The sequence below is a fragment of the Staphylococcus lutrae genome (genome assembly GCF_002101335.1).
GTDB classification, from domain to species: Bacteria; Bacillota; Bacilli; order Staphylococcales; family Staphylococcaceae; genus Staphylococcus; species Staphylococcus lutrae.
On the sequence record NZ_CP020773.1, the window covers coordinates 2,275,195 to 2,295,421 of the forward strand.

19 protein-coding genes are annotated in these 20,227 nt (G+C 38.1%); 18 read left to right on the forward strand and 1 reads right to left on the reverse strand.

Translation table 11 applies throughout. The features are described 5' to 3' along the window. Nucleotides 1-29 precede the first annotated feature (29 nt). The 9 genes from yfmF (at nt 30) to rny (ending at nt 9,817) form a co-directional block, all read left to right on the forward strand. On the forward strand, nt 30-1,325 hold the full coding sequence (yfmF, locus tag B5P37_RS10575) for an EF-P 5-aminopentanol modification-associated protein YfmF (protein ID WP_085238177.1): 1,296 nt from the start codon (nt 30-32) through the stop codon (nt 1,323-1,325). Next, nucleotides 1,297-2,586, forward strand: a complete 1,290-nt coding sequence (gene yfmH, locus B5P37_RS10580) for an EF-P 5-aminopentanol modification-associated protein YfmH (RefSeq protein ID WP_085238178.1) — start codon at nt 1,297-1,299, stop codon at nt 2,584-2,586. Before yfmF ends, yfmH begins: the two co-directional genes overlap by 29 nt. Then, nucleotides 2,583-3,287 (forward strand): elongation factor P 5-aminopentanone reductase, encoded by a 705-nt coding sequence (ymfI, locus tag B5P37_RS10585; protein WP_085238179.1) that lies wholly within the window; start codon nt 2,583-2,585, stop codon nt 3,285-3,287. The genes yfmH and ymfI overlap by 4 nt, the downstream gene beginning before the upstream one ends. A 52-nt stretch (nt 3,288-3,339) precedes the next feature. Beyond that, nucleotides 3,340-4,188 (forward strand): YmfK family protein, encoded by an 849-nt coding sequence (locus B5P37_RS10590; protein WP_085238180.1) that lies wholly within the window; start codon nt 3,340-3,342, stop codon nt 4,186-4,188. A gap of 14 nt (nt 4,189-4,202) precedes the next feature. Continuing rightward, a complete protein-coding gene (locus B5P37_RS10595) occupies nt 4,203-4,598 on the forward strand; it encodes a helix-turn-helix domain-containing protein (protein WP_085238470.1) in 396 nt (131 codons plus the stop codon). 40 nt (nt 4,599-4,638) lie between these two features. Then, nucleotides 4,639-5,226 carry a CDP-diacylglycerol--glycerol-3-phosphate 3-phosphatidyltransferase gene (gene pgsA, locus B5P37_RS10600; RefSeq protein WP_085238181.1) on the forward strand — a complete coding sequence of 196 codons (588 nt, stop codon included), beginning with the start codon at nt 4,639-4,641 and terminating at the stop codon, nt 5,224-5,226. A 193-nt stretch (nt 5,227-5,419) separates the two neighbouring features. Next, a complete protein-coding gene (locus tag B5P37_RS10605; protein ID WP_085238182.1) occupies nt 5,420-6,595 on the forward strand; it encodes a CinA family nicotinamide mononucleotide deamidase-related protein in 1,176 nt (391 codons plus the stop codon). Nucleotides 6,596-6,733: 138 nt separating this feature from the next. After that, on the forward strand, nt 6,734-7,777 hold the full coding sequence (gene recA / locus B5P37_RS10610) for a recombinase RecA (RefSeq protein ID WP_085238183.1): 1,044 nt from the start codon (nt 6,734-6,736) through the stop codon (nt 7,775-7,777). Nucleotides 7,778-8,257: 480 nt separating this feature from the next. Further along, nucleotides 8,258-9,817: a ribonuclease Y gene (rny, locus tag B5P37_RS10615; protein ID WP_085238184.1), complete on the forward strand. Its 1,560-nt coding sequence runs from the start codon at nt 8,258-8,260 to the stop codon at nt 9,815-9,817. Nucleotides 9,818-9,907: 90 nt separating this feature from the next. On the opposite strand, the gene B5P37_RS10620 is transcribed toward rny, so the two are convergent. Then, on the reverse strand, nt 9,908-10,126 hold the full coding sequence (locus B5P37_RS10620) for a hypothetical protein (RefSeq protein ID WP_085238185.1): 219 nt from the start codon (nt 10,124-10,126) through the stop codon (nt 9,908-9,910). A gap of 279 nt (nt 10,127-10,405) precedes the next feature. Here B5P37_RS10620 and B5P37_RS10625 point away from each other — a divergent pair, with 279 nt between their 5' ends. The 9 genes from B5P37_RS10625 (at nt 10,406) to thiW (ending at nt 20,036) form a co-directional block, all read left to right on the forward strand. Continuing rightward, nucleotides 10,406-10,798: an ArsR/SmtB family transcription factor gene (locus B5P37_RS10625; protein WP_085238186.1), complete on the forward strand. Its 393-nt coding sequence runs from the start codon at nt 10,406-10,408 to the stop codon at nt 10,796-10,798. Further along, nucleotides 10,773-12,929: a heavy metal translocating P-type ATPase gene (locus B5P37_RS10630; protein WP_085238187.1), complete on the forward strand. Its 2,157-nt coding sequence runs from the start codon at nt 10,773-10,775 to the stop codon at nt 12,927-12,929. Before B5P37_RS10625 ends, B5P37_RS10630 begins: the two co-directional genes overlap by 26 nt. Nucleotides 12,930-13,188: 259 nt before the next feature. Then, complete coding sequence (locus tag B5P37_RS10635; protein WP_085238188.1) at nt 13,189-13,983, forward strand: TIGR00282 family metallophosphoesterase; 795 nt, start codon at nt 13,189-13,191, stop codon at nt 13,981-13,983. A gap of 171 nt (nt 13,984-14,154) precedes the next feature. After that, nucleotides 14,155-15,915 carry a 2-oxoacid:acceptor oxidoreductase subunit alpha gene (locus tag B5P37_RS10640; protein ID WP_085238189.1) on the forward strand — a complete coding sequence of 587 codons (1,761 nt, stop codon included), beginning with the start codon at nt 14,155-14,157 and terminating at the stop codon, nt 15,913-15,915. Continuing rightward, a complete protein-coding gene (locus B5P37_RS10645; protein WP_085238190.1) occupies nt 15,916-16,782 on the forward strand; it encodes a 2-oxoacid:ferredoxin oxidoreductase subunit beta in 867 nt (288 codons plus the stop codon). 322 nt (nt 16,783-17,104) lie between these two features. Beyond that, nucleotides 17,105-17,410, forward strand: a complete 306-nt coding sequence (locus tag B5P37_RS10650; protein WP_085238191.1) for a thiamine-binding protein — start codon at nt 17,105-17,107, stop codon at nt 17,408-17,410. A 103-nt stretch (nt 17,411-17,513) separates the two neighbouring features. Continuing rightward, nucleotides 17,514-19,064 (forward strand): tRNA (N6-isopentenyl adenosine(37)-C2)-methylthiotransferase MiaB, encoded by a 1,551-nt coding sequence (gene miaB, locus B5P37_RS10655; RefSeq protein WP_085238192.1) that lies wholly within the window; start codon nt 17,514-17,516, stop codon nt 19,062-19,064. Beyond that, nucleotides 19,065-19,439 carry a YlbF/YmcA family competence regulator gene (locus tag B5P37_RS10660; RefSeq protein WP_085238193.1) on the forward strand — a complete coding sequence of 125 codons (375 nt, stop codon included), beginning with the start codon at nt 19,065-19,067 and terminating at the stop codon, nt 19,437-19,439. 69 nt (nt 19,440-19,508) lie between these two features. Beyond that, nucleotides 19,509-20,036, forward strand: coding sequence for an energy coupling factor transporter S component ThiW (gene thiW / locus B5P37_RS10665; protein WP_085238194.1), 528 nt, complete (start codon nt 19,509-19,511; stop codon nt 20,034-20,036). The last annotated feature ends 191 nt before the right edge of the window (nt 20,037-20,227 follow it).

The following is a 20,227-nucleotide window of genomic DNA, read 5'->3' on the forward strand; positions in this document are numbered from 1 at the left end:
TATTAAATCAATTGTAAAGGAGGAGTTGCATGAAACAACTTCAAGACCCATCTGTACTACCTATTTCAGTGTTATCCACGAAGAAGTTTAAGACAACGACTGTGACGTTTAAATTTATGGCGCCATTGGATAAAAAAACAATGACACAGCGTTCTTTATTAAGCAAATTACTTGTACGCGCGACACATCAATTTCCAAACGATAAGGCATTCAATCAATATTTATCTGAATTGTATGGCGCTTACGTTAATAGCTATGTGTCTAAGTATAAAGATTGCCATGTCATTACGATAACGTTGGAAATTGTTAATTCGCGTTATTTGTTAGATGATGAGCCTTTGTTCGAAAAAGGTATCGCTTTGTTAAAAGAAATTATTTTGAATCCACTTGTATCAAATGGTGAATTTAACGAAACATTTGTGAAACAAGAAAAAAGTTTGTTAAAGAAAAAATTATCTGCGCTTGAAGATAATAAATCTCAAATTGCATACTTACGATTACTTAAACATATGTTTGGCACGCATCCTTATCGTTATATGGCGGCGGGCGACCTTGATGAAATTGACAAGATAACCGCGGCAGATCTTTATCATACATATCGTTCTATGTTAGACAATGATTACTGTTCTGTTTATGTTGTAGGAAATGTTAAAGAAGACGAAACGATTCAACGTATTCAATCAGAATTTAACATTCGCGCTTTCACATATCGACCTACGTCATTTGGTCAAACGATTCAACACGGTACACCTGTGAAAGAAATCGTTGAAAAAGATGATATAGACCAAGCTAAACTGAATATGGGATTTCGTTTTCCTACGCATTATGGTGAAAAAGATTACTATGCATTCGTTGTTTTTAATACCATGTTCGGTGGTGATCCATCATCTGTATTGTTCAATGAAGTACGTGAGCAAAAAAGTTTAGCCTATTCCATCCATTCACAAATCGATGGGAAAAATGGTTTCTTATTTGTAATGAGTGGTGTATCTGTAAAAGATGATCAACTCGCAAAAGATACGATTATAGAAGCGTTTAACCGATTTAAAACAGGTGATTTCACAGAAGAGAAAATGGAATTGGCGAAAACGATTATTTTATCAGGCAGAAAAGAATCGAAAGATCGTCCAAAACATATGATTGAGACGATGCACAATCAATTGCTGTTAGATGTCCCTGAAACAGAAGCGCAATTTGAAGCACGCATTCAAGCGGTTCGACATGAAGATATTCAACGACTCTGTCAAAATGCGCATTTAGATACGATTTATATTTTGACAAAGGAAGGTGACGTAGATGAAGCAAACATACTATCAGCAAATTGATGAAACGGTGTATCATGCGACTTTGGAAAATGGATTAAACCTTTTTGTTATTCCTAAAAAAGATTTTCAGAAGACTTTTGTGACATATACGACACAATTTGGTTCTCTTGATTACCGTTTTAAGCCACATGGCTCTGATGAATTTGTTTCTGTTCCTGATGGTGTTGCCCACTTTTTAGAACATAAATTATTCGAAAAAGAAGACGGTGATTTGTTCACAGAGTTTGCAGCACATGATGCACAAGTGAATGCCTTTACAAGCTTTGATCGTACAAGTTATTTATTCAGCGCCACCAATCATATTGATGACAATATTTTACGTTTGTTAAAAATGGTGGAATCACCTTACTTTTCAGAAGCCTCTGTTGAAAAAGAAAAAGGGATTATTGCTGAAGAAATTAAAATGTATCAAGAGCAACCCGGATATCGTCTGATGTTTAACACTTTGCGTGCGATGTATCATCAACATCCAGTGCGCGTCGATATTGCGGGTTCGGTTGAAAGTATTTATCAAATCACAAAAGACGATTTGTATTTATGCTATGAAACGTTCTATCATCCTTCCAACATGGTGCTATTCGTTGTAGGAGATGTAGACCCCGAACATATCGAGCAACTGGTACGAACACATGAAGATGCACGTGGCATTAAAGCGCAACCTGTTATTGAGCGTGATCCGTTGTTAGAACCTTCTGAAATCGTATGTTCTAAAACAGATGAAGCAATGGCAATTCAATCGCCACGAATAATGATTGGCTTAAAGCATCCCGTATACGAAACGACGTTGCAACAAGGGGTTAAAGAAGATATAGAGATGTCATTTTTCTTCGAGATGATTTATGGAGAAGAAACACCATTTTATCAAATGTTGCTCAGTCAGGATTTGATTGATGATACATTTAGCTACCAAACAGTGATTGAACCAAGCTATAGTTTTACTCTGATTACATCAGCAACGACTGAACCAGATCGCTTGAAAGGTTTACTGATTGATGAACTTAAATTGAGAATGGGACAATTAGAGGATCAACATGCTTTTGATTTATTGAAGAGACAATTTATTGGTGAATATATTTCTAGCTTGAATGCGCCAGAGTATATTGCGAACCAATCTACGAAATTTTATTTTGATGGTTTGAGTTTATTTGAACTTTTAAATTTAGTGGACAGTATTACATTAGAAACGGTAAACGAAACAGTTCGTCGTCGTCTGGATTTAGAGGCGATGGTGGACAGTCGTTTGGAGATGAAAATGTCATGAAAGCACTTGTGATTGGAGGTTCTGGTACAATAGGTCGTGCAATTACGCATGACCTTCTTTCACATGGCTATGAAGTGGTTGTGACCTATCATCAGACACCTATTGCTGAATTAAGAGATGAATTTCAAAATCAACCTGTACAGTTTATCCAATTGGATTTAACGCAATCCATCGATTTAGACCAACAATTTGGATTCATTCGTAACTTAGATGCCATCGTTTATGCGAGTGGTCAAAGTTTGTATGGCTTGTTACAAGATATGGAAGATACGCAAATTGACGCACTGTATCGTGTACACGTTTTTCATTTCATCAAAGTGACACGCTATTTCATTAATCAACTTATTCAAAGTGAACAAGGGCGTATTGTGGTCATTTCTTCAATTTGGGGTGAAACAGGTGCGAGTTATGAAACGGTATACTCTAGTATGAAAGCGGCCCAAATTGGTTTTGTTAAAGCCCTTGCACAAGAGTTAGCGCGTACTTCTGTGACTGTCAATGCCGTTGCACCAGGTGTGGTTGCAGGTCGGATGACGGACGCATTACCAATAGATGCGCGTGACGCTTTGCTTGAGGAATTGCCTCAAAATCGGTGGGTGACACCTGAGGAAGTTGCATATGTGACGCGTTTTTTATTATCACCTAGTGCGCAAAGTATGACCGGTACTGTTCAACGTATTAATGGTGGATGGTATTGTTAATTTGCTATAATAAAGTTAATCTACTGGCACTGTATACGTAAGGGGGATTTTGATGATCACACGAGAAAAACGCGAATGGTATTTAGAATATAATATTAATGTCAATCGAGCTGGGTTATTAGGCGATGTATCAAGCTTGCTAGGGATGATGGGTATTAACATCGGAACGATTAATGGCATTGATAAGTCGATACGTGCATTCATCATTAAGTCGGATAGCGAAGAAAAAATTAAACGTTTTGAAACATTGTTGAAAGAAATCGATGATATTTCATTGAGAGTGTTACGTGAACCAGAACTTAAAGATCGTTTGGCAGTCCGACACGGACGATACGTAAAGCAAGATGAGCATGATAAAAAAATATTCCGCTTTGAAAGAGACGATTTAGGTTTACTTGTTGACTTCATGGCAGAGTTATTTAAAGAGGAAGGTCATAAGTTAATCGGTATTCGAGGGATGCCACGTGTGGGAAAAACAGAGTCTATTGTAGCGGGAAGTGTTTCCGCACATAAAAAGTGGCTTTTTATTAGTTCTACATTGATTAAGCAAACTGTGAGAAGTTCTTTAATTAAAGGAGAATATGATAAAGATCACGTCTATATCATCGATGGAGCAGTAACGGCGCGTGAAACGAATCCGAAACATCAAGAATTGGTTAGAGAGGTAATGACATTGCCTTCTGTCAAAGTTGTTGAGCACCCTGACCTTTTTGTTGAAGCAAGTGATTATATAATGGAAGATTTTGACTATATCATCGAACTCAGAGCGGAAGAAAACCAAGAAATAGAATATGAAGAAATGAAAAAGCAAACCGTAAGAAGTAAAAACAATTTAGATTTCGGTGATACTTTTGGTGGATTCGGTGATGGTTTTGGGGACGGATTTGGATCATGGAGATGAACGGGGGGCGCAATGTGCAAACGATCGGAGAAGTGTTGCAGAGTAAAAGAGAGCGTATCGGCATGACACTCGCTGAATTAGAAAAAAGGACGCAAATACAACGAGACACGTTGATGCGTATTGAACAAAATCATTTCGAAAGTTTTAAACATCCACATCATATTCGAGGATTTATTCAAAAATATGCCCAATCTGTGAATATCGACGCACAATTGTTGATGGAAAAGCACAAAGAGGAATTACCTGAATCACAGCGTCAAGCGCACATGATTTTACAGCAAATCGCGGAACATAAAGATGTGTTGACCTTTGAACAGTCGAATGAACAGCCCAAAAAGGTTGCGACTTTGATTGGATTACTCATATGTATTACAGCAGTCTGTTGGGGACTCATGGCGCTTATGCTATAATGATTTTAAAAGATAGAGAATGTTGAAGAGAGGAAAAATAATGAATATACCGAATCAGATTACTTTGTTTCGAGTGATTTTAATTCCAATTTTTATGTTGTTTGCACTTGTCGACTTTGGAATGGGTCAAGTGACTTTTTTAGGAGGACAATTGATTCGTGTTGAATTTTTAATCAGTGGCGTGATTTTTATTGTAGCGTCATTAAGCGATTTTTTAGATGGATATTTGGCACGTAAATGGCAACTTGTCACAAACATGGGGAAATTTTTAGATCCATTAGCGGATAAGCTTTTAGTGTCCGCAGCACTCATCGTCCTAGTTGAATTGGGACTTACGAGTTCTGTCGTTGCAGTCATTATTATTGCACGTGAATTTGCAGTCACAGGTTTACGTTTATTGCAAATCGAACAAGGCTTTGTAAGTGCGGCAGGGCAATTAGGAAAAATTAAAACAGCTGTGACAATGGTGGCGTTAGTATTGATATTGTTAGGCGAACCTTTCAGTCAATGGATTGGCTTTTCATTGGGACAAATTTTATTATATATTGGCGTATTTTTCACTATACTTTCTGGTATTGAGTATTTTTATAAAGGCCGTGATGTTTTTTTACAAGATAGAAAAGCGTAAGGTCTTAATGAAAAGACGTACGATGATTGAGCAACATGAGTGTATTAACGGCTTGTGTTGCTTTTCTATTTTTTGTGTTGATTGAAAATGTAACAAGGATGATGTGATTAAAGGGCATCGTTTTGTAATAGCTGTTTGGATGACGATGACATCGCATGTGCCATGGAGAAGGCGTCAATATTGGAGGTATTTTATGAAAGTTTGTATTATTGCAGTTGGATCAGAACTTTTATTAGGACAAATTGTGAACAGCAATGCACAATTTTTATCGCAAAAGTTTAACGCAGCGGGATACCATGTTTTAGAACATATTGTCGTAGGTGACAATGCACAACGTTTAGCATCAGTGACGAAACGTGCATTAAATCAATATGACATCTTGATTTTTACAGGAGGATTAGGGCCGACTAAGGACGATTTAACAAAACAAACCATTGCTGATGTGTTGAACAAACGCTTGGTGATCGATCAAGAAGCAATGGATGCGATTACGGCATACTTTCAGCAACATGGAAAAGTCATGACGACAAATAATCGTCAACAGGCGCTTGTCATTGAAGGGGCGCATGTGTTGAAAAATAAAGTAGGAATGGCACCTGGAATTTATGTAGATGAAGGAAATCAGCATATCATTATGTTGCCTGGACCACCGAAAGAGTTACAGCCAATGGTCAATCATGAGTTGATGCCTTATTTTGCTCAAAGTGGACAAACCATTGAGTCAGAAGTATTACGATTTTGTGGTATTGGTGAGTCACAAGTGGAAACGACAATTATGGATTTAATAGATGCACAATCGAATCCTACTATAGCGCCATTAGCAGGTACCCATGAGGTCACAATTCGATTGACGGCCAGTGGTACACACACTGAAGCGGTACGTCAGCGTATTGCACCGGTAAAAAAAGAAATTCTACAAAGATTAGGGCTATATTACTACGGTTCTGATGCGATGACACCTGAACGTGCCGTATTCGAATTACAAAAGCAAACCGTAGCGATTTATGATCAAGTAACGGATGGCATATTATATTCGCGCATAAAGCAGGAAGATGTCAATCATTTACTGAAAGGTTATATGCTACATCACCCGCAGTTTATTGATACCACTGCACCGATGAAGCAACAGCTATACAATGCGGCTGTTTTTGTTCAATCTTTATATGATTCCGAAATGGCTATCAGTATACTCGTAGAAGTAAATACGGTTTTTATTGGATTGTTAAATCAGGAGGACTTCCAAATTAAAACGTTTAAAATGAGTCAAAAGAGACATTTACAACGTGACAGAAGTCAAAATTATATTTTAATAACCTGGTTAAATTGGTTAAAATATCCACAAAATCAAAAAGTTATCGAACAAATATAAGTACATGCGTTCTGTTTTTATGATTTTGCATTTCTAAAATAACGAACAAACATTCGCAAAATGCTTGTAATTTAATCTCAGACCATGTATAGTAGAAATAAATTAACAGGAAATTTCGATTAAGTAGGGGGTCCTAAATTGGATAATGAACGTCAAAAAGCATTAGATACAGTCATTAAAAATATGGAAAAATCATTTGGTAAAGGTGCTGTAATGAAACTCGGTGAAAATAAAGATCGTCGTGTTTCAAGTATTTCGACGGGTTCTGTAACATTAGACCATGCATTAGGCGTGGGTGGCTATCCTAAAGGTCGTATTATCGAAGTTTATGGCCCAGAGAGTTCAGGTAAAACGACAGTAGCCCTACATGCGATTGCAGAAGTACAGAAAAATGGAGGTGTTGCTGCTTTTATTGATGCTGAGCACGCACTTGATCCAGTTTATGCTGAAGCACTTGGCGTAGACATAGATAATTTATATTTATCACAACCTGATCATGGAGAGCAAGGTCTTGAAATCGCTGAAGCATTTGTAAGAAGTGGTGCTGTTGATATCGTGATTATTGACTCTGTTGCTGCATTAACACCTAAAGCTGAGATTGAAGGTGAGATGGGGGATACGCATGTAGGTTTGCAAGCGCGTTTGATGTCTCAAGCGTTGCGTAAATTGTCTGCTGCGATTTCTAAGTCGAAAACAACCGCTATATTTATTAACCAAATTCGTGAAAAAGTTGGCGTAATGTTTGGTAATCCTGAGACAACACCAGGTGGACGCGCACTCAAGTTTTATAGCTCCGTTCGTTTGGAAGTCCGCCGTGCAGAACAATTAAAACAAGGTCAAGATATCGTAGGTAACCGAACGAAAATCAAAGTCGTGAAAAACAAAGTGGCACCACCGTTTAAAGTGGCTGAAGTTGACATTATGTATGGTAAAGGTATTTCTCGTGAAGGTGAATTGATAGATTTAGGGGTACAATATGATATTGTGGATAAGTCGGGTGCGTGGTACTCATACAACGGTGAACGTATGGGACAAGGTAAAGAAAATGTTAAACAATTTTTACAAGAAAACCCTAAACTTGAAGATGAAATCGATCGTAAATTACGAGAAAAACTAGGCATTTTTGATGGTGATGTTGAAGAGGCTGAACAAGAAGAAACACAGACTTTATTTGATGAATAAACGACAGGAATCGGTCAACGGTTTCAGATAGATGATTGGTGCATTTCATTTATCGTCTGTATTAGCAATCGAACAGGGATTGAGGCTTGAAAGGGCCTCTTCCTTTGTTCGGTTTTTCTTTATTATTATGCTTATTATGACAAAATGATTTTTTAAACGTATCCCATTTGATGAGAGGCACATCATGAGGGAATTAAAAGATTTTGGGCACAGACTGCAGATGTTTTCAACTTTTTGAAACAACCTTCCATGGACGAGTAAAATGTAAAATGACATAAGTTAACAATAGTAGTCCATTAAATAATTTTTGAACATATCGTTTCAAAGCCGAATGTCTTTTTCATTCAATGATGTCAGAAGCCTTGATTTTTCATTGTTCAAAACGTACAATTGAACTTGTATGATTCTTATTTTTATCCATATAATCATATAGATTTATTAACATACAGAATGAAATCCTAGAAAAAAGGAGGTGTTTGTGTGAATTTATTAAGCCTCTTACTCATTTTGCTGGGTATGATTCTAGGAGTTGTTGTAGGGTATTTTATCGCCCAAAACTTGATATACCAAAAGCAGGTGCAAGCGAAGCATACTGCAAAAGATATTCTTGAGCAAGCAAATAAAGCAGCTGAAAACCTTAAAAAAGAGAAGTTAATTGAAGCGAAAGAAGAAAACCAAATTCTCAGAGAACGTGTAGAAAGTGAACTTAGAGAACGACGGTCAGAGCTTCAAAGGCAAGAATCCCGACTTCTTCAAAAAGAGGAGAACTTGGAGCGAAAATCTGATCTTCTCGATAAAAAAGATGAGATTTTAGAGCAAAAGGAATCTAAAATTGAAGAAAGACAACAACAAGTAGACGCAAAAGAGAGTAGTGTTCAATCAATAATAATGAAGCATGAACAAGAACTAGAACGCATCTCCGGTCTCACACAAGAAGAAGCACGTCAAGAACAATTAACACGTGTAGAAGAAGAGTTGTCACAAGATATTGCAGTACTTGTTAAAGAAAAAGAAAATGAAGCGAAAGAAAAAGTAAACCAAAAAGCCAAAGAATTACTTGCAACTGTAGTACAACGATTTGCAGCAGACCATACATCTGAATCAACGGTTTCAGTGGTGAACTTACCTAATGATGAAATGAAAGGTCGAATTATTGGGAGAGAAGGCCGCAACATTCGAACATTGGAGACGTTGACGGGTATCGATTTAATTATAGATGATACACCCGAGGCAGTCATTTTATCAGGGTTTGATCCTATTCGTCGAGAAATTGCTAAGACCGCTTTGATCAACCTTGTTTCTGATGGCCGCATACATCCAGGTCGAATTGAAGATATGGTTGAAAAATCGAGACGAGAAGTCGATGAAATTATTCGAGATGCTGGTGAACATGCCACATTTGAACTAAATGTTCATAATATGCATCCAGATTTGATTAAAATTTTAGGTCGAATGCATTATCGTACAAGTTACGGTCAAAATGTACTCAAGCATTCTATCGAAGTAGCACATCTTTCTGGTATGCTCGCAGCAGAATTAAATGAAGATGTTACTTTAGCGAAACGTGCAGGTTTATTACACGATATCGGTAAAGCGATTGACCATGAAGTGGAAGGTAGCCATGTTGAAATTGGTGTGGAATTAGCTAAAAAATATGGTGAACCAGAGACTGTAATTAATGCAATTCATTCTCATCATGGTGATGTAGAGCCAACTTCTATTATCTCAATCTTAGTGGCAGCTGCAGATGCACTTTCTGCTGCAAGACCGGGGGCTAGAAAAGAAACGCTTGAAAATTACATTAAACGTTTGGAACGTTTAGAAGAAATCTCTGAAAACTATGATGGCGTTGAAAAAGCCTATGCGATTCAAGCGGGTCGAGAAATTCGTGTGATTGTATCACCGGAAGCCATTGATGATTTGAAATCGCATCGTTTAGCTAGAGATATTAAAAACCAAATTGAAGGAGAACTTCAATATCCGGGTCATATCAAAGTGACAGTCGTTCGTGAGACGAGAGCAATTGAATATGCAAAATAATCGCGTATGAAAATGAAAAGCAAGTTTTTTAACTACATGAATAGTTAAGAAACTTGCTTTTTTGATTCTGAAATCAGTTATTTTCTTATATTAACGAGAGAGATGCAATTCGGTTGCTTTCAATTCTTCCAATGCACTCGCCGTATCATAGCAACTTGATGAGATATGAGTAAAACGTTCTGCCATATGATAGGCGTGAATATAAATGGCGATACTTTCTTTTGCAATATCTTCTGGATTTTTCTTTGTAGAAGTGTTTGCACCAACGACAAGTTCGGCAAATGTTTTTGGATCAATTTGAATTGACATGAATTAACTACAACTCCTAATTTTTGTTTTTATATTGGGGCATAGAACCATGTTGACTGATGCGAAATGCGCACACGCTCAAGCGAAAAAAGGCGCAGCCCCATCATCGTACGTGAGAGAAAAACACGAGATACATCTTCATGTATTCTAGCCGCTTCCTAAAATAGCCATACCCTGTTTTTAAAAAATTAATCTAATATTTTCATTCAAGCGATGACTTGAATATGGTGATAAAAGAAGTTATAATTTTATTATAAAAATAAAAAAGGATATGAGGATATGGTCAATCAAAAAATACCGACTTGTGAAACATATAGAATAGATGTAGATGCAGTGCATCAAGCTAAAAAAGAAATTAGTGATTCTAATATTGAACGTGTGAGTCAAATGTTTAAAAGTATTGCAGATGTCAATCGTTCAAAAATTGTATTTGCACTTTGTCAACATGAAGAACTTTGCGTTTGTGATATCGCGGACATTTTAGGTGTAACGGTTGCGAATGCGTCACATCATTTAAGATCGTTATACAAAAATGGTATTGTCGTTTATCGAAAATCAGGAAAACGTGCTTTATACCGATTATATGACGAACATATTCGACAATTGATGATGATTTCGATTGAGCATAAGAAAGAAGTGGATGAAGATGAATCAAAGTCGGACAACTTATAAAATAGAAGGACTTTCATGTGCACATTGCGCAGTTAAGTATGAAAGAAATGTTCAACAATTGGATTCCGTCGATCAAGCGCAAGTCAACTTTGGCGCAGCAAAAATTTATGTCACTGGCCATCCAACAATCGCTGAGTTGGAAAGTGCCGGTGCATTTGAAAATCTTAAATTGACGCCAGATTATCAAAAAAGCGAGAAAAATCACATGGGGCAACCCACGCATCATGATCAAGGGATCATCCAAAAGATGCGCGCATTTTATGAGAGACATTCAACGATTTGTTTTGCTACTGTGGTGTTTCTACTGGGTTATATCTCTAGCTTTCTCATTGGAGAGCACGAATTGATGACGCGCTTATTATTTATTGTATCTATTTTATTAAGCGGAGGACAATTAATTATCCAAGGTATCAAAAATCTCTGTCGCCTTGAGTTTGATATGCAAACATTGATGACGATAGCAGTGATTGGGGGTGCTATTTTAGGACAATGGGGAGAAGTCGCTGCAGTCGTGATCTTATTTGCAATCAGTGAAGCGCTTGAAAGTTTTTCTATGGATAAAGCACGTCAGTCCATGCGATCTTTAATGGAAATTGCACCGGATGAAGCGACTGTATTACGCAATGGACAACAACAACAAATGCCGGTGGAACAAGTCCAACAAGGGGACGTATTATATATTAAGCCAGGACAAAAAATCGCGCTAGATGGCATTGTGATCTCGGGTCAAGCGACAGTCAACCAAGCTGCAATTACAGGGGAGTCGATGCCAATTGAAAAGACAGAAGGAATGGATGTATATGCCGGAACACTGAATAATGATGGCGTTTTGGAAGTCCGTGTGACTAAGGTTGCACATGAGACAACGTTAGCAAAAATGATTCAACTTGTTGAAGAAGCGCAAGTTAAAAAACTTCCTGTACAAGCACTCATAGAAAAATTTGCCCGCTATTATACGCCAGCCATCATGATTATTGCCCTTCTGGTCGCCTTATTGCCGCCTCTTTTATTCAATCAACCTTTTGTAACTTGGATTTATCAAGGCCTTGCCGTGCTCGTAGTGGGTTGTCCATGCGCGTTAGTCATAGCCACTCCGATTTCAATTGTATCCAGTATTGGTAACGCAGCAAAAAATGGTGTCTTAATAAAAGGTGGCATTCACCTTGAACAGTTAAGTCGGATGCGTGCCATCGCATTTGATAAGACAGGGACACTTACCGTTGGCGCGCCTGTTGTCACAGTTGTAGAATCGTTAACCGATCATACCCCAGTGGATGAAAGTATCATCGGCCCTATCGCTGCAATCGAAACATATTCGCAACATCCGATTGCGCGTGCTATTGTAGAATATGCACAAAGTCACCATCACACGTTTGAACAATTTCACGTGACCGATTTTTATTCTCAAACAGGCCAAGGTGTCTCTGCGAATGTGGACGGTCAACGATATGTTATTGCACAACCACAAATGTTTGAAGCGCAGTTGAATCATAATATGTCAGCGCGAATTCAACAATTGCAAACGACAGGCCATACCGTGGTTATCGCTAAGAAAAATGAACAATTGTGTGTATTAATTGCGATGAGAGACGAAGTGCGAGAACAGTCTTTACAAGCCGTTCAACAATTGAAAAAATTAGGTATTCAACATACAATTATGCTGACAGGTGATAATGGACCAACGGCAAAAGTCATTGCTGATCAGTTAGGTATGACACATGTTAAAGCCAATCTGCTACCCGAAGATAAATTAAATGAAATTGAATATTTAGAACAACACTTTGGTACAGTAGGAATGGTCGGAGATGGCGTAAATGATGCTCCGGCTTTAGCGAGGGCATCGATTGGTATCGCGATGGGTGGAGCAAGTACAGATGCCGCTCTTGAGACCGCAGACGTCGCATTGTTAAGCAATGATATGTCGCGACTGCCTTTTACGTATCGATTGAGCCAACGAACGATGCGTACGATTAAAGTTAATATTGCATTTGCTATTATCATCAAACTCATTGCGTTGTTACTCGTTATTCCAGGTTGGTTAACACTATGGATTGCTGTTTTTTCTGATATGGGTGCAACTTTAATTGTCGCACTGAATGCACTTCGTTTACATTATGTTAAAGTGTCTTGAACGAAACGAGTGAGTTGATTGACATCGTAGAAGAGAGCGTTACAATAAAACTTATCAAATATATATAAAATGAATGTGAATAGAAAGAGAATTAAAATGGGATGTTGGAGAAGGCGTATCATTGTTAACAGCAGCTGATGATACGTTCTTCTCATTAAATCCGTCATGCAAATATCACCCATGAAACACAACGTATAGATATACATATGAAGAGATTGAATGACAGGTTTTAAATGGTCATTGAGAGAGGACGAAAGAAATGAGAATTTTATTTATAGGGGATATTGTTGGTAAAGTTGGACGACAAGCAATCACGACGTTTTTACCAAAGCTGAAACAACATTACAGACCTACTTTGACAATTGCGAATGCGGAAAATGCTGCACATGGTAAAGGATTGACAGAGAAGATCTATAAAGCATTATTGAGAGAAGGCATTGATTTCATGACAATGGGTAATCACACATACGGTCAAAGAGAAATTTACGACTTTATTCACGATGCGACGCGTCTAGTCAGACCTGCCAATTTCCCTGATGAAGCACCTGGTCTCGGCATGCGTATTATTCAATTAAACGCTAAAAAATTAGCGGTGATCAATTTACAAGGTCGGAGTTTCATGCCGGTCATTGATGATCCATTCAAAAAAGCCGATCAACTCATTGCGCAAGCACAAAAGGAAGCGGATTTTATCTTCGTTGACTTTCATGCTGAAACGACATCCGAAAAAAATGCAATGGCATGGTATTTAGATGGCAGAGTGAGTGCAGTTGTCGGAACACATACACATATTCAAACGTCAGATAACCGCATCTTACCCCAAGGGACGGCCTTTATCACTGATGTTGGAATGACAGGTTATTATGATGGCGTGTTAGGAATCAACAGAGATGAAGTGATTAAAAGATTTATTACGAGTTTGCCACAGCGGCATGTGGTTCCAGACGAAGGTCGTAGCGTTTTATCGGGTGTGATTATTGATTTGAAAGAGGATGGCACCGCCAAAAAAATTGAGCGGATATTAATTAATGAAGATCATCCTTTCGATAATTAATAAAGGTCAATGTCGTACAGTATTTGAAGAGTGTTTAAATGTGGATACAATGTGACGTTGTTTTATCCGCCATTAGTATGAATTTTCTTATAACCCACTATTTTGTAAAGCAAATAGTGGGTTATTTTGATAAAATGTTGAGTGAATTCCAACGTGTAGGAGGCTAAATCTATGAAATCTCAATTATCATGGAAAGTGGGAGGACAGCAAGGCGAAGGTATTGAATCAACGGGTGAAATTTTCGCTACTGCTATGAACCGCAAAGGATATTATCTCTATGGTTATCGTCATTTTTCCAGTCGTATTAAAGGGGGGCATACGAATAATAAAATTCGTGTTTCTACAACACCCGTCCATGCCATTAGCGATGACCTTGATATACTTGTCGCTTTTGATCAAGAGACGATTGTCTTGAACCACCATGAAATGCGTGAGGATAGCGTGATTTTAGCGGACAGCAAAGCAAAACCAGAAAAACCAGAAAATTGTCAAGCGCAGCTCATTGTTTTACCATTTACAGACATTGCGAAAGAACTTGGGACAACTTTAATGAAAAATATGGTAGCAATTGGTGCAACGGCTGCCTTAATGCACTTGAATACAGACACTTTTAAAGCATTAATTACAAACATGTTTGAGAAAAAAGGAGAAAAAGTTGTTGATTTAAATATTCAAGCATTGAATGAGGGATATCGTTTAATGCAAGCGCAACTGGATCAAATCACTGGAGATTTTCAATTAGAAGACAGCGATGGGGTGCCCCATTTGTATATGATTGGAAATGATTCAATAGGTTTAGGAGCGCTTTCGGCAGGTTCTAGATTTATGGCGGCGTATCCCATTACACCTGCTTCAGAAATTATGGAGTATATGATTGAGAATTTACCTAAGGTGGGTGGATCAGTCATTCAAACTGAGGATGAAATTGCTGCGGCTACGATGGCGATTGGTGCAAATTATGGCGGTGTACGTGCATTTACAGCTTCAGCAGGTCCAGGGCTATCACTCATGATGGAGGCGATTGGACTTTCGGGGATGACGGAAACGCCATTTGTTGTGATTAATACGCAACGTGGGGGTCCTTCTACAGGATTACCGACGAAACAAGAGCAATCGGATTTAATGCAAATGATTTATGGAACACATGGGGACATTCCTAAGATCGTCTTAGCACCTACAGACGCTGAAGACGCGTTTTATTTAACCATTGAAGCTTTCAATTTAGCTGAGGAATATCAATGTCCAGTCATTTTATTAAGCGACTTACAATTATCACTCGGTAAACAAACTGTACAAGCATTGGATTATGAAAAAGTTGAAATTCGTCGTGGCGCGACGATTTTAGAAGATATCGAACGTGATGAAGATGACAAAGCGTATTTTAGAAGATACGCCTTAACAAGTTCAGGTGTGTCACCGCGTCCAATTCCTGGTGTAAAAGGCGGAATTCATCATGTGACAGGTGTGGAGCATAACGAAGAAGGTAAACCAAGTGAAGCGCCAGAAAACCGTCAAAATCAAATGGATAAACGGATGCGTAAGACAGAACATTTATTAATTCCAAAACCTGTCGAAGGTGCGATTGAATATGATGAAGCAGATATTCTTTATGTCGGCTTTATTTCTACAAAAGGTGCAATTCAAGAAGGGGTCACGCGATTAATTGAACAAGGTCATCGTGTGAATTATCTACAAATTCGTCAACTGCATCCATTTCCGACAGAAGTGATTCAAAAAGCTGTCGACCAAGCGCAAAAAGTGGTTGTTGCCGAGCATAATTATCAAGGACAACTGGCGAACATCATTAAAATGAATGTGAATATCGGTGACAAATTAATCAAACAAACCAAATACGACGGTACCCCATTTTTACCTCACGAAATCGAAAGTAAAGGTTTAGAAATTTTAAACGCATTAAAGGAGAGAGTGTAATTGGCTACTTTTAAAGATTTTAGAAATAATGTGAAACCGAACTGGTGCCCAGGTTGTGGTGATTTCTCTGTTCAAGCCGCTATCCAGAAAGCAGCAGCAAATGTCGGGTTGGAACCAGAAGATGTGGCACTGATTACGGGGATTGGTTGTTCTGGGCGTTTATCGGGTTATGTCAATTCATACGGTATGCATGCGATTCATGGACGTGCGTTACCACTCGCACAAGGCGTGAAAATGGCAAATCGTGATTTAACCGTCATCGCATCAGGTGGAGATGGAGATGGGTATGCGATTGGAATGGGACATACGATTCATGCGTTGCGTCGTAATATGAACATCACTTATATCGTTATGGATAATCAAATTTATGGTTTGACAAAAGGACAAACGTCACCTTCTTCAGCACCGGGATTTGTCACTAAAACAACACCAAAAGGTAATATTGAACAAAATGTTGCCCCATTAGAACTCGCATTATCTTCAGGTGCGACGTTCGTTGCGCAAGGATTTTCAAGTGATATTAAAGCATTAACTAAAATGATTGAAGATGCCATTCAACATGACGGATTTTCGTTTGTCAACGTCTTTTCCCCTTGTGTAACGTACAATAAAATCAATACGTATGATTGGTTTAAAGAGAATCTTACAGCAATTGATGATATTGAAGGTTACGATGTGAGTGATAAGCAAGCCGCATTGCAAATGGTTTTACAGCATCACTCGTTAGTGAAAGGGATTGTCTATCAAGATACAACAACCCCTTCATACGAATCTCAAATTGATGGTTTTGCAGAAAAACCGTTAGTACACCAAGATTTGAAGTTAAGTGCAGCGCAGTTTGAGTCATTGACGAAACAATTTGTGTAATGATGAAGAGAAAAGGGAATGGTTGTTATTTCTGATACAACCGTTCCCTTTATGTTATGTGGCAGTATTTTAAGAATGTTCGTGTTGCGCAGCTCGAAATGGAGAAAGTATGGAACTAAATTTTTGCACTCCGCTTTCAACAAAGTCATAATGAGCATATGATGGTAATGGTACTTTAAATAAAATATATCGTCTTTAAAAAGCAGAATCGGACATTCGTTTTTAGCCAAACTGTTTCCAAACGAATCATTGATACGGGAGCGCGTAACGAAATCTTGCATTAAAAATTATTATTTTTGTTTTTAATTAAGGAGGTCTTGCAATGATTGATACACTCATGAGCATTCAAATCATTCCACAAACGCCTAACGGAGAAGATGTCATTCCCTATGTTGATGAAGCAATTAAAGTCATTGATGCATCAGGTTTGAAATATCGTGTAGGTCCATTAGAAACAACAGTTGAAGGAGATATGAGTGCCTTATTAATACTGATTCAAAACATGAACGATCGAATGGTTGAGCTTGAAGCACCTAGTGTGATAAGTCAAATTAAATTTTATCATGTACCGAAAGGCATAATGATTGAAACGTTGACCGGGAAATACGATGCGATGAATGAAGCGTAAAGTCCCCTTTTAGTCATGCATATGAATAAGATTTCATTTTGCACTTTCTCTAGATTTTTAATATAATGAACTAATGATGATATGGGCAGAAAGGGTTTTGTATGTGAATGAAGAACAAAGAAAAGCTGGAACAATAGACGTTTTAGCACAACGAAAAAATAAAGAAGAGAAAGATTACAGTAAATATTTTGATTTCGAGCACGTTTATCAACCTCCTAGCTTAAAAGAAGCGAAAAAGCGTGGAAAAGAAACTGTACAATATAATCGCGACTTCCAAATTGATGAAAAATATCGTGGAATGGGAAAAGGTCGCTCATTTTTAATTAAAACATACGGTTGTCAAATGAATGCGCATGACACTGAGGTGATGGCAGGAATTTTGACCGCGCTAGGTTTTACACCAACTGAAGATGTAAATGTGGCAGACGTGATTTTATTGAACACTTGTGCGATTCGTGAAAATGCTGAAAATAAAGTGTTTGGTGAAATTGGAAACTTGAAACACATTAAGCAAGAACGCCCAGATTGTTTAATCGGTGTTTGTGGATGTATGTCTCAAGAGGAATCGGTGGTCAATAAAATATTGAAGTCTTATCAAAATGTGGATATGATTTTTGGGACACACAATATTCATCGACTTCCTCAAATTTTAGAAGAAGCGTATTTATCTAAAGCGATGGTTGTAGAAGTGTGGTCTAAAGAAGGCGATGTGATTGAGAACTTGCCAAAAGTAAGACAAGGTCGCATTAAAGCATGGGTCAACATTATGTACGGTTGTGATAAATTTTGTACATATTGTATTGTGCCGTTTACACGAGGTAAAGAGCGAAGCCGCCGCCCTGATGATATTATTGAAGAAGTGCGCGATTTAGCACGTCAAGGTTATCAAGAAATTACTTTGCTGGGTCAAAATGTAAATGCTTATGGAAAAGATTTAGATGATATTGAATATGGCTTAGGCGATTTGCTCGCGGATATTTCAAAAATAAATATTCCGCGTGTGCGATTTACAACGAGCCACCCGTGGGACTTTACTGACCGTATGATTGAAGTCATTGCGGAAGGTGGTAACATTGTGCCACATATTCATTTACCAGTACAATCAGGAAATAACCAAGTACTGAAAATCATGGGACGTAAGTATACGCGTGAAAGCTATTTGGATTTGGTAGAACGGATTAAAACAGCGATGCCTGATGTTGCTTTGACCACTGATATCATCGTCGGTTACCCAAATGAAACAGATGCACAATTTGAAGAAACCCTATCATTATATGAAGCGGTGGGCTTTGAACATGCGTATACGTATATTTATTCTCAACGTGATGGTACACCAGCTGCTAAAATGAAAGATAATGTACCGAATGATGTGAAGAAAGCCCGTTTACAACAATTGAACCGACTTGTTGGTGAGTATTCATCACGTGCATTAAAAGCCTATGAAGGTGAAGTTGTGCGTGTGCTATGTGAAGGGGCAAGTAAAAAGGATGAAGCGGTACTCGCTGGGTATACTGAGAAAAATAAATTAGTTAATTTCCGCGCACCACAATCAGTGATTGGTAAAATCGTTGACGTTAAAATCATTGAAGCGAAACAATTTTCTTTAAATGGTGAGTTTGTAGGTGTAAGTGCGCCAACAATGGTGACCGTTTAAATGAACTCACGTGAAAATATTTTAGCGCGTGCTCGTGAATTGAGTACATCGCTTCAATCATTGGAGACCATTCAAGCCTATCAACGTGTCGAAGCACAAATTCATCAAAATCAACGGATTTCCCAATACATGGCGGAGTTAAAAGCGAATCAAAAACAATCCGTCAATCTACAAAATTATGATAAACCTTTGGCATTCGAACAATCAGAAGCAAAAATTGAAGCATTACAAAAGAAAATGAATCATATGCCTATTGTCAATGAATTCAAAGTTGCACAACAGGAAGCGAACACCTTGCTACAAGTGGTGATTGGGACGTTATCGTCAAAAATTGGACAAGAAAACTTTGAGGTTGAGGACCATAAAAAGATGTAATTTAAGAATGTTAAATTGTTCTGAAAATGAAATGGCTGAATCTCTCGCCTATAGAGGAGCGTGATACGTTTGAACACACGTAAACTAACACTGACCGCGCTCTTTATTGCAGTCAATGTTGTATTAAGCACAGTTGTTGTGATTCCATTAGGACCGATTAAAGCTGCACCTGTTCAACATTTTGTAAATGTATTAAGTGTAGTCATTCTCGGCCCGTGGTACGCCCTTGTGCAAGCATTTTTATCATCAACTATACGTATTTTATTCGGTACGGGAACGCTTTTTGCTTTTCCAGGGAGTATGATTGGCGTATTGCTAGCAAGTTTATTTTACTATGTGAATCGTCATCTTTTCGTTGCGGCTATTGGAGAAGTGATTGGTACAGGTATCATTGGGAGTCTCATGTGTATACCGCTTGCTTGGCTGTTACAAATTGACCATTTTTTAATCAAACCATTGATGGCGGTTTTTATCGTTTCAAGCTTTATCGGTGCGACAATGAGTTATATCTTATTGATTATTTTGAAATGTCGAGGGTTACTGACTTATCTCGATTTAGAACAAAAGCATCGCTATCGTGGAAGAAATCGTTTTTAAATAGTAAATTGACCATGCTTGCATGACGATCATATTCAAGCGATATCGTACATGATACGAGGGACTGGGGGCTTAAACGGCGTGTTTATTCTCTCAGTCTTTTGTACTTTATTGCTAGGATTGAGGTCAGTCGTAAGCAAGGGTTAATCGTAAGTGAAGGCACGTCACGTGTATCAAAATATCAGCACGTG

Bases quoted from the DNA above. Each gene is read 5' to 3' on its own strand.
- B5P37_RS10650 (WP_085238191.1), top strand. From the start codon at position 17,105: ATGATTGATACACTCATGAGCATTCAAATCATTCCACAAACGCCTAAC.
- B5P37_RS10635 (WP_085238188.1), top strand. From the start codon at position 13,189: ATGAGAATTTTATTTATAGGGGATATTGTTGGTAAAGTTGGACGACAA.
- ymfI (WP_085238179.1), top strand. From the start codon at position 2,583: ATGAAAGCACTTGTGATTGGAGGTTCTGGTACAATAGGTCGTGCAATT.
- B5P37_RS10625 (WP_085238186.1), top strand. From the start codon at position 10,406: ATGGTCAATCAAAAAATACCGACTTGTGAAACATATAGAATAGATGTA.
- B5P37_RS10630 (WP_085238187.1), top strand. From the start codon at position 10,773: ATGAATCAAAGTCGGACAACTTATAAAATAGAAGGACTTTCATGTGCA.
- B5P37_RS10640 (WP_085238189.1), top strand. From the start codon at position 14,155: ATGAAATCTCAATTATCATGGAAAGTGGGAGGACAGCAAGGCGAAGGT.
- B5P37_RS10660 (WP_085238193.1), top strand. From the start codon at position 19,065: ATGAACTCACGTGAAAATATTTTAGCGCGTGCTCGTGAATTGAGTACA.
- yfmF (WP_085238177.1), top strand. From the start codon at position 30: ATGAAACAACTTCAAGACCCATCTGTACTACCTATTTCAGTGTTATCC.
- yfmH (WP_085238178.1), top strand. From the start codon at position 1,297: ATGAAGCAAACATACTATCAGCAAATTGATGAAACGGTGTATCATGCG.
- B5P37_RS10620 (WP_085238185.1), bottom strand. From the start codon at position 10,126: ATGTCAATTCAAATTGATCCAAAAACATTTGCCGAACTTGTCGTTGGT.
- B5P37_RS10605 (WP_085238182.1), top strand. From the start codon at position 5,420: ATGAAAGTTTGTATTATTGCAGTTGGATCAGAACTTTTATTAGGACAA.
- B5P37_RS10590 (WP_085238180.1), top strand. From the start codon at position 3,340: ATGATCACACGAGAAAAACGCGAATGGTATTTAGAATATAATATTAAT.
- pgsA (WP_085238181.1), top strand. From the start codon at position 4,639: ATGAATATACCGAATCAGATTACTTTGTTTCGAGTGATTTTAATTCCA.